The organism is Exiguobacterium sp. s129 (assembly GCF_018617585.1).
In the GTDB taxonomy this organism is placed as follows: Bacteria; Bacillota; Bacilli; order Exiguobacteriales; family Exiguobacteriaceae; genus Exiguobacterium; species Exiguobacterium aestuarii_A.
The window spans coordinates 406,183-414,536 of record NZ_JACSKL010000002.1; the positions used below are offsets into that span (position 1 = coordinate 406,183).

13 protein-coding genes are annotated in these 8,354 nt (G+C 45.5%); 12 read left to right on the forward strand and 1 reads right to left on the reverse strand.

What is annotated here, in order from left to right:
- Window positions 1-11: 11 nt before the first annotated feature.
- The 10 genes from KNO92_RS04470 to gcvPB all read left to right on the forward strand — a co-directional run bounded on the left by KNO92_RS04470 (window position 12) and on the right by gcvPB (window position 6,536).
- Window positions 12-314 (forward strand): prepilin-type N-terminal cleavage/methylation domain-containing protein, encoded by a 303-nt coding sequence (locus tag KNO92_RS04470; protein WP_214693004.1) that lies wholly within the window; start codon window positions 12-14, stop codon window positions 312-314.
- Window positions 311-742, forward strand: coding sequence for a prepilin-type cleavage/methylation domain-containing protein (locus KNO92_RS04475; RefSeq protein ID WP_214693002.1), 432 nt, complete (start codon window positions 311-313; stop codon window positions 740-742). The genes KNO92_RS04470 and KNO92_RS04475 overlap by 4 nt, the downstream gene beginning before the upstream one ends.
- Window positions 729-965, forward strand: coding sequence for a hypothetical protein (locus tag KNO92_RS04480; protein ID WP_214693000.1), 237 nt, complete (start codon window positions 729-731; stop codon window positions 963-965). The genes KNO92_RS04475 and KNO92_RS04480 overlap by 14 nt, the downstream gene beginning before the upstream one ends.
- Window positions 871-1,383 carry a prepilin-type N-terminal cleavage/methylation domain-containing protein gene (locus KNO92_RS04485; RefSeq protein WP_285800657.1) on the forward strand — a complete coding sequence of 171 codons (513 nt, stop codon included), beginning with the start codon at window positions 871-873 and terminating at the stop codon, window positions 1,381-1,383. Before KNO92_RS04480 ends, KNO92_RS04485 begins: the two co-directional genes overlap by 95 nt.
- Entirely contained in the window at window positions 1,359-1,658 is a 300-nt protein-coding gene (locus KNO92_RS04490) for a hypothetical protein (RefSeq protein WP_214692997.1), read from the forward strand. Before KNO92_RS04485 ends, KNO92_RS04490 begins: the two co-directional genes overlap by 25 nt.
- Window positions 1,651-2,148 (forward strand): shikimate kinase, encoded by a 498-nt coding sequence (locus KNO92_RS04495; RefSeq protein WP_214692995.1) that lies wholly within the window; start codon window positions 1,651-1,653, stop codon window positions 2,146-2,148. Before KNO92_RS04490 ends, KNO92_RS04495 begins: the two co-directional genes overlap by 8 nt.
- Window positions 2,135-2,473 carry a hypothetical protein gene (locus tag KNO92_RS04500; protein WP_214692993.1) on the forward strand — a complete coding sequence of 113 codons (339 nt, stop codon included), beginning with the start codon at window positions 2,135-2,137 and terminating at the stop codon, window positions 2,471-2,473. Before KNO92_RS04495 ends, KNO92_RS04500 begins: the two co-directional genes overlap by 14 nt.
- 148 nt (window positions 2,474-2,621) lie before the next feature.
- The gene (gene gcvT / locus KNO92_RS04505; RefSeq protein ID WP_214760233.1) at window positions 2,622-3,698 is read left to right on the forward strand and encodes a glycine cleavage system aminomethyltransferase GcvT; all 1,077 of its coding nucleotides are present in this window, start codon (window positions 2,622-2,624) and stop codon (window positions 3,696-3,698) included.
- Window positions 3,699-3,723: 25 nt separating this feature from the next.
- The gene (gene gcvPA / locus KNO92_RS04510) at window positions 3,724-5,061 is read left to right on the forward strand and encodes an aminomethyl-transferring glycine dehydrogenase subunit GcvPA (protein ID WP_214694000.1); all 1,338 of its coding nucleotides are present in this window, start codon (window positions 3,724-3,726) and stop codon (window positions 5,059-5,061) included.
- Window positions 5,061-6,536 (forward strand): aminomethyl-transferring glycine dehydrogenase subunit GcvPB, encoded by a 1,476-nt coding sequence (gene gcvPB, locus KNO92_RS04515; protein WP_483297447.1) that lies wholly within the window; start codon window positions 5,061-5,063, stop codon window positions 6,534-6,536. The genes gcvPA and gcvPB overlap by 1 nt, the downstream gene beginning before the upstream one ends.
- A gap of 34 nt (window positions 6,537-6,570) precedes the next feature.
- On the opposite strand, the gene KNO92_RS04520 is transcribed toward gcvPB, so the two are convergent.
- The gene (locus KNO92_RS04520; RefSeq protein ID WP_083600098.1) at window positions 6,571-6,951 is read right to left on the reverse strand and encodes a rhodanese-like domain-containing protein; all 381 of its coding nucleotides are present in this window, start codon (window positions 6,949-6,951) and stop codon (window positions 6,571-6,573) included.
- A 163-nt stretch (window positions 6,952-7,114) separates the two neighbouring features.
- Here KNO92_RS04520 and mntR point away from each other — a divergent pair, with 163 nt between their 5' ends.
- Together mntR and hpt are read left to right on the forward strand one after the other, a co-directional pair.
- On the forward strand, window positions 7,115-7,543 hold the full coding sequence (gene mntR / locus KNO92_RS04525; protein ID WP_074033309.1) for a transcriptional regulator MntR: 429 nt from the start codon (window positions 7,115-7,117) through the stop codon (window positions 7,541-7,543).
- A 174-nt stretch (window positions 7,544-7,717) separates the two neighbouring features.
- Window positions 7,718-8,245 carry a hypoxanthine phosphoribosyltransferase gene (gene hpt / locus KNO92_RS04530; RefSeq protein WP_214692984.1) on the forward strand — a complete coding sequence of 176 codons (528 nt, stop codon included), beginning with the start codon at window positions 7,718-7,720 and terminating at the stop codon, window positions 8,243-8,245.
- Window positions 8,246-8,354: the final 109 nt, after the last annotated feature.

Below are 8,354 nucleotides of genomic sequence, written 5' to 3' on the forward strand. Positions count from 1 at the left end.
GGGACATTCACATGAAGGAAGAACAAGGATTCACACTCGTTGAGATGGCTGCAGTCTTACTCATTATTTCAATCTTACTGTTATTGCTCGTGCCGACGCTGACAGAAGGAAAGTCACGGGCGGACCAAGTGAGTTGTGAGGGAAGTGTCCGAATCGTCGAGTCAGAAATCAATTTACACTATGCCGAACATAAATCGTACCCTGCCACATTAGAAGTGATTGAACGTGCTTCTGCATCGGATCCACTTGTATATAGTTGTCAATCGTCAGCCTACACGTATTCTCCACTTGATGGTTCGCTGAAGAGACAATGAAAGGCTATACGTTTGTTGAGATGGCGTGGGTACTCGTGATCATTTCCTTCCTCCTGCTGATTAGTAGTCCTGTAGTGAAGCCTTTTGAGCGACTTGAACTTTATGACTTTACAGATACGTTAGTGACAAATATTCAAGAAGCGGGACAATACCCATACATTTCGGAAAATGGAAGTTGCGTGCCGAAGTTGATTTGGGTGGCTAAACAGCGAAGGTATTTAATCATGTGTGGAATGACGTTAGTGCGAAGAGTGGACGTACCGGAAGGAATCATTGTTTATCTTCCGACCTACAATACCATCACCTTCTCCCAGGCAACAGCTTCCTATGCAGGACAGTGGAAATTTGTCAGTGGGAAAACATCCGTCACGTTTAAATTTCGACTTGGAACGTATGAACCGGAGGTGATCATCCATGAAGGGGGATGAGAAAGGATTCTCGTTATGGGAAGTGAGTGTGAGCCTAGCGATTGTAATGGGCTGGGTACTCATTTTGACGTCGTTTGTGACACAAGGAAATGACCAAGTCGCAAGGTTACGTGACACGTTGTTCATTTATGAACGATTACAAGGAGAGGTGCTGCTTGAAGCCGCTGAACCGACTGGGCGTGAAGAAGTGTGTGAAAAGGGTTTTTGCTTACCGACGCTTTGATTCGGGGTTTACCATGCTAGAAATGACGGCAGTATTGTTGATTCTTCCCATCTTTTTATTATTGTTGGTCGAATTGCTCACCCTTGGTCAACGTCTTTACGAACAACCGAAGTGGAACCACCATACGACTCCCCAACTCATTGTGCGTCGTTTGCAGAACAGCAAAAATTGTCGCGTCGATGAGGGGCGATTAAGAGGTGACTTTCTTAAAGCGGATGAAGAGGTATGGTCATGGACAATCAAACAGTTGAACGGAAACTTGGTAATGGTTGGAGACGGAGGAGGGAACTTGTTATTTTTAAGAGGAATCGATCAGTATCGCGTCGAAACGGTCGGTATGGGATTTCGAATTTCATGGAAAGATTCAACTTTCGAGAGGGAGCGGTACGTCATGTGTATGAAAGAGGATTCTTTCTAATCACTACGTTGACAATCGTCGTGTGGTTACTTGGTACTGCATTATTTTGGTATACTGATGTAGAACGAACGACGAGACGAATCTCAGATGAGATATTGGCCATACGTTTTGAATCCCACTTGTTGTTGGCAAAAGAACGTTGTGGCAATCAACCAGTAACACTCACCAAACCGACGGGGACGGTGACATGTCGTCCGATTGCACCGAATCGAACGGAAGTGGAGATGGTGTTGACATCTGGTGAACGTCATAAAGAGGTGATTGCTTATGAATAAGAAACCGTTTTATATCGTGGGATTTATGGGTACAGGTAAGTCTACCTTGTTCAATTTTATGCAAGAACATGGAGACGTCGTGGACCTCGATGGAGAAATCGAAACCTGGATTGGAACCGACATCGCTACATATTTTGACCAATACGGGGAGTCAGCGTTTCGCGACGTGGAATCAAAAGTGCTTCAGCGGATTGATGCTGACTTTGTCCTCACGGGTGGTGGTGTGGTCGAACGCTCTAAAAATATACGTTGGATGCGCGAACACGGTAAAATCATTCATTTAGACTTACCATTTGAGGAATGCTGGGCACGGATCAAAGATTCGAATCGACCACTTGTGAAACATGGAGAGTCGGAAGTTCGGGCATTATACAACCGACGGACCACTCTTTATCATGAAGCGGACGAGACGATTGATGCGTCTCAGACACCGCGGTGTATTGCAGAACAGATTATTCGTATGAAGGAGGAAAAGTATGATTTGGATTAACCTTGCAATTCTTTTATTCGCCATCATTGGACTTGGTGTATATGGATATTTGTTATTTAAAAAACAGATGAAGCCGACGTTTGGAAGACTAAACCGTTTGACGGAACGATTTAAGATTCGTGCTGACGTCATCAACCAACAAGTCACTGAAATCAAGGGGCATGTGGACGCGGTCAACCGTTCCGTTACCCAAATCAAAGATTTTGGCATCAAAGCTAAAGACGAATCGATTGAATTGAAACAGGCGGCAGTCGGGCTGACACATGAAATCAAACGTACAGCGGGAATCGAACGCTCTGACGTTTCCACCGAGACAAAAATGTGAAATAATGAGGATGAAAACGTTTTCGTTTTTCATCCTTTTTCTTTTTCGCTTTTTTAACTATGCAGAAAGAATAAAAATTGTTAAAGTGGAATGGAAAACGAAAGATTTCAAAAACAAAAGCATTTTATGTTCGGGATTGGGGGATATTATGGAAAAGGTTACTTTGAAACGTACGCCTTTGTTCGAATTGATTGAACCGAAGGCGAAGATGGTTGATTTTGCGGGGTTCGAAATGCCGATTATGTTTTCTTCGATCAAAGAAGAGCATCAGGCTGTACGTCAAAACGTGGGGATGTTTGATGTATCTCACATGGGAGAAATTCGGATTGAAGGACCGGACGCTCTAGAACAAGTGCAGAATCTTGTGACGAATGATGTCTCAAAGATTAAAGTCGGTCAAGCGCAGTACAACCTTCTCTGTCTCGAGAATGGTGGCGTAGTGGATGACTTACTCGTTTACCGGTTAGATGAAGATACTTATTGGCTCGTCGTCAATGCCTCGAATATCGAAAAAGACGAGGCGCACATTCGTCAATTTGTTTCTGGTGACGTCACTGTGACGAATGAGTCTGATGAATATGGCCAAATTGCCATTCAAGGTCCAAATGCGGAAGCTGTTCTTCAAACGATTACGAATGTAGCGCTTGACGAAGTTGGTTTCTTTAAATTTATAAACGGTGATGTGGCCGGTGTTGCTTCAATCATTTCGCGTAGTGGTTATACAGGAGAAGACGGATTCGAGATTTATGCGCGGGCAGAAGGAATCTCAGCAATCTGGGAAGCGCTTGAAGCAGAGGGTGTTACACCTTGCGGGTTAGGTTCACGAGATACGCTACGGTTTGAAGCGTGCCTTCCGCTCTATGGGCATGAACTAGATGAGTCGGTTACGCCGTTCGAGGCGAACCTTAATTTTGCGGTTAAATTAGATACTGATTTTATTGGGAAAGAGGCGCTCGCTACACAAAAAGAAAACATTCCGAACCGGATGGTGGGCTTGAAATTGCTTGGTCGCGGAATCGCACGTCAAGGTGCGCAAGTAGAAATCGACGGGAACGTCGTTGGAGTCGTTACTACCGGTACGATGCCTCCGACAGTAAACGAGTCGATTGCATGGGCACGTGTGGATGCACGTTACAAAGATGAAGAGCAATTTGTCATCGACATTCGTGGCAAAAAGATTGAAGCCGAACGCGTACCGACACCTTTCTATAAACGAACGAAATGAAACAGGGGGATTCAGAATGAACAGAATGGAATTTCGTTATTTACCGATGACCGAACAAGATGAGCGAGACATGCTTCAAACGATTGGAGTGGATTCCATCGAATCGTTGCTCGCGGATATTCCAGAGTCGCTTCGCGAAAAAGCGTCGCTTGCAGCAATCGGGTCACCACTTCCGGAAGTTGATCTCGTTCGTCACATGACGAAACTAGCGGATAAAAACAAAAACACGAAGTCTTATCCAAGTTTCCTCGGTGCCGGGATGTATGATCATCTCTCACCGACTGTGATGAACCATATGCTTTTACGTTCTGAATTTTATACGGCGTACACGCCATATCAACCTGAAATTTCACAAGGTGAGCTTCAGGCGATGTTCGAGTTCCAGACGATGATTTGTGAGTTGACCGGAATGGATGTCGCAAACTCGTCGATGTATGACGGCATCACGGCTCTTGCTGAAGCGACTTACCTAGCGAGTGCGCAGACGAAGAAAAAACGCGTCGTCGTTTCTGGAGCGGTACATCCTGAAGCGAAAGATGTCATTCGCACATATGCAGATGGTCCAGGACTTTCTGTCGAATATACAAACGTCACAAATGGGGTAACGGATCTAACTGACCTCGATTTAACAGACGCTTCATGTCTCGTCGTACAATATCCGAACTTCTACGGTCGTATTGAAGATTTGGAGCAATTGGCGAAACAAGCGCATGATGCAGGTGCACTGTTCGTCGTATCAAGTAACCCGCTTGCATTAGGCATTTTGGAATCACCAGGTGCGCTTGGAGCGGACATTACGGTCGGGGATGCTCAACCGTTCGGGATTCCACAAAGCTTTGGTGGTCCGTCTTGTGGTTATTTTGCGGTGAAGAAGTCGTTGATGCGTAAACTACCTGGTCGACTCGTAGGACAAACGGTAGATGAGGATGGAAAACGTGGATTCGTCTTGACGTTACAGGCGCGTGAACAACACATTCGTCGTGACAAAGCAACCTCAAACATCTGTTCGAACCAGGCGCTCAACGCATTGGCCGCCTCGATCACGATGTCCGCTTTAGGGAAATATGGCATTCGAGACATGGCTGTCCGGAATATCCAAACAGCCCATTACATGAAAGAAGCATTGAAAGCAGCAGGATTTACAATCGTTGACGAGGGACCAATGTTTAATGAATTCGTTGTTGATTTCGGACGCGATGCAGAAGAAGTATCTCGTCACTTGCTTGAACATGGAATGATTGGTGGACTACCGCTCGGAACGTATGAAGAAGAGCGCCAGTCACAGATGCTAGTCTGTGCGACAGAGTTACGTACAAAAGAAGAGATTGATCAGTTTGTCGAAGTGGTCGGGGGGATGAAATGATGCAACACGAACAAACGCTAATTTTTGAAGTATCACGTGAAGGACGAACAGGATATAACTTACCGACGCCAACCGTTCCGGAAGTTGACCTCGAGTCATTATTGCCGGCGACGATGATTCGAAAAGAAGTGGCTGAACTACCTGAAGTATCTGAGCTCGATGTCGTTCGTCATTACACGGCGCTCTCTACACGAAACCATGGAGTAGATTCAGGATTTTATCCACTTGGTTCTTGTACGATGAAATATAATCCGAAAGTGAACGAAGATATGGCACGCCTTTCTGGATTCGCGCACATTCATCCATTGCAGCCCGTTGAGACGATTCAAGGTGCGCTTGAACTAATGGTCGACTTACAAGAGCAACTTGCGGAAATCACAGGGATGGATGAAGTGACGTTGCAACCAGCAGCAGGGGCGCATGGCGAATGGACGGGGCTCATGTTGATCAAAGCGTTCCACGAACGCAATGGGGATACGGATCGTACGAAAGTACTCGTTCCAGACTCGGCACACGGAACGAACCCGGCTTCTGCCGTCGTTGCTGGATTTGAGACGGTGACGGTCAAGTCGGATGAGCGTGGTCTTGTGGATTTGGATGATTTGAAATCAAAAGTTGGTGCAGATACGGCTGCCCTCATGCTGACGAACCCGAATACGCTCGGATTGTTTGAGGCGGACATCCTCGAAATTTCAAAAGTGGTTCATGAGGCTGGTGGAAAGCTTTATTATGACGGTGCGAACTCGAACGCGATTCTTGGAATCGCACGTCCAGGAGACATGGGCTTTGATGTCGTTCACTTGAACTTGCATAAGACATTCACGGGTCCTCACGGCGGTGGTGGTCCGGGTTCTGGTCCAGTAGGGGTAAAACGTGATCTGATTCCGTTCTTGCCAACACCGATCGTCACGAAGACAGACGAAGGGTTTGGCTTGGATTACGATCGTCCACTCTCGATTGGTCGAATCAAGCCGTTCTATGGAAACTTCGGAATCAATGTTCGCGCGTATAGCTACATTAAAACGATGGGAGCAGAAGGGTTGACGCGTGTATCGCGTGAAGCCGTGCTCAACGCGAACTATATGTTTGCTCGATTGAAAGATGCCTTCGACGTACCATACGATACGTATTGCAAGCATGAATTCGTCTTGTCAGGGAAGCGACAAAAGGCACTCGGTGTCCGTACGCTTGATATCGCGAAACGATTGCTCGACTTCGGGTACCACCCACCGACAATCTATTTCCCATTAAATGTGGAAGAGTGTATTATGGTGGAACCGACTGAAACCGAATCAAAAGAAACGCTTGATGCGTTCTGCGATGCGATGCTTCAAATTGCAAAAGAAGCGGAAGAAAATCCAGAAATCGTACAGACGGCCCCGCATACGACGGTCGTTAAGCGTATGGATGAGACGCTCGCTGCTCGGAAGCCTGTTTTAAAATATGAACGTCGTGAGGCATCATCGGTGAAATAAAAGGAGCGGGTCGATTCAATCGACCCGCCCATTTTTATGCTTTTTTAATTTTGCCTTTCCAGTTCTTGAAGCCGCCTTCAAGCATGTAGATATTGTTATATCCATTTTTCATGAGTAGTTTGGCCGCTTGGTTAGAACGTGAGCTTCCTTGGCAATAAATTAAAATCGGTTGGTCTTTACGTAATTCTTTCATACGCATCTTGAGTTGACCGACCGGGATGTTTCGAGCACCGACGATGTGACCACCTTTATATTCATTCGGTTCACGTACGTCAATCAATTGTCCTTTGCGGAGTGAAGCACGGAATTCTTCTTGTTTCATTTTTTTCAACCCGCGAGCTGGCATGAAGCGCCATACGATGTAGGCGATCAAGGCAACCCATAGGAGGATGACGAGGATTGTTTCAATTCCCATAGATGTTCTTCCCTTCTCTTTCAAAGTTACCATATCTCATTATAATGAATTTAAGGTCACGAGACAATGATTGACTGAATGAATCGGGGCTTTCCCTTTCGATTTCAGCTTCGTTAGGATAAAATATAAAGTGGAAACCGGAACATTAGGGGAGGTCGTGCCCATGCCGACACCGAGTATGGAAGATTATTTAGAACGGATTTATTTACTCATGTCAGAAAAAGGATATGCACGTGTTTCTGACATTGCCGAACATTTAGGAGTTCATCCCTCCTCTGTCACCAAAATGGTTCAAAAGTTGGACCGTGAAGAATATCTGGTGTACGAAAAATACCGCGGTCTCATGCTTACGAAGAAAGGTCAAAAAGTAGGGAAACGACTCGTCGAGCGCCATGCGATGCTCGAGTCTTTTTTACGTCTGATTGGAGTCGACGAAGCGGATGTATACGAGGATGTGGAAGGAATCGAACATCACCTCAGTTCAAATACGCTTGATTGCATGACGCAGTTTGTGGAGTTTTTTGAAGACAAACCTGAACTGATGGATCAATTCAGAGAATTTCGTGAGCAAGAGCGAGCAGCAGAAGAATAATGTATAAAAAACGTCAATTTCTTGCGATTGACGTTTTTTTGTAGAGTGAACAGGACTTAAATACGAACGAAAACATCTATTTTATCTACTAATGTATATTTTTAAGTTGAAAATATGATAAGATGAATCGTGGATTCACTAAATAGGGGGTGACGGCGAACATTCGCCGAGCTGATGGACATTATAATTAAAGGAAAACTGTTTGATGAGCAACAAATTCGAAATCGGGTACAAGAATTAGCAGAAGAGATTGAGAAAGACGCTAACGGGACACCTATTGTCATTGTTGCGGTCTTAAAAGGGTCAATGGTGTTTGCTGCTGATTTGATGCGTTATATGAAAGGAAGTGTACAACTCGACACAGTCGCAACGTCTTCTTACGGGAAAAAGACCGTTTCGAGTGGGAGTGTACAATTACGTAAGGACCTTGACTTGGATGTCGAAGGAAAATATGTCGTCATCATCGAGGACATCATCGATACAGGACAGACGTTGAAGTTTTTGTGCAAGCATATGGAACTACATCAACCGAAACAGCTGAAAATCTGTACGCTTCTTGATAAACCGGCTCGACGTCTCGTGCAATTAGATGCAGACTATGTCGGCTTTGAGATTCCGGATGAATTTGTCATCGGGTATGGTATCGACTATGCGGAACAGTATCGCAACTTACCATACATCGGATATGTAGAGACAACGTAAAAAGGAGCGCCGCGGCGCTCCTCAGCTTGTTGACAAATAACATGTTCGAACTCGTCCTTCCGGCGCCCACGCTTTCCGCAGGCAATCCCGGAGCCGCATCGCGACTCAA

What these genes read in the sequence shown, in the direction of transcription:
- KNO92_RS04470 (WP_214693004.1), top strand. Translation starts at nt 12, where the DNA reads ATGAAGGAAGAACAAGGATTCACACTCGTTGAGATGGCTGCAGTCTTA.
- KNO92_RS04475 (WP_214693002.1), top strand. Translation starts at nt 311, where the DNA reads ATGAAAGGCTATACGTTTGTTGAGATGGCGTGGGTACTCGTGATCATT.
- KNO92_RS04480 (WP_214693000.1), top strand. Translation starts at nt 729, where the DNA reads ATGAAGGGGGATGAGAAAGGATTCTCGTTATGGGAAGTGAGTGTGAGC.
- KNO92_RS04485 (WP_285800657.1), top strand. Translation starts at nt 871, where the DNA reads ATGAACGATTACAAGGAGAGGTGCTGCTTGAAGCCGCTGAACCGACTG.
- KNO92_RS04495 (WP_214692995.1), top strand. Translation starts at nt 1,651, where the DNA reads ATGAATAAGAAACCGTTTTATATCGTGGGATTTATGGGTACAGGTAAG.
- KNO92_RS04500 (WP_214692993.1), top strand. Translation starts at nt 2,135, where the DNA reads ATGATTTGGATTAACCTTGCAATTCTTTTATTCGCCATCATTGGACTT.
- gcvT (WP_214760233.1), top strand. Translation starts at nt 2,622, where the DNA reads ATGGAAAAGGTTACTTTGAAACGTACGCCTTTGTTCGAATTGATTGAA.
- gcvPA (WP_214694000.1), top strand. Translation starts at nt 3,724, where the DNA reads ATGGAATTTCGTTATTTACCGATGACCGAACAAGATGAGCGAGACATG.
- gcvPB (WP_483297447.1), top strand. Translation starts at nt 5,061, where the DNA reads ATGCAACACGAACAAACGCTAATTTTTGAAGTATCACGTGAAGGACGA.
- KNO92_RS04520 (WP_083600098.1), bottom strand. Translation starts at nt 6,951, where the DNA reads ATGGGAATTGAAACAATCCTCGTCATCCTCCTATGGGTTGCCTTGATC.
- mntR (WP_074033309.1), top strand. Translation starts at nt 7,115, where the DNA reads ATGCCGACACCGAGTATGGAAGATTATTTAGAACGGATTTATTTACTC.
- hpt (WP_214692984.1), top strand. Translation starts at nt 7,718, where the DNA reads ATGGACATTATAATTAAAGGAAAACTGTTTGATGAGCAACAAATTCGA.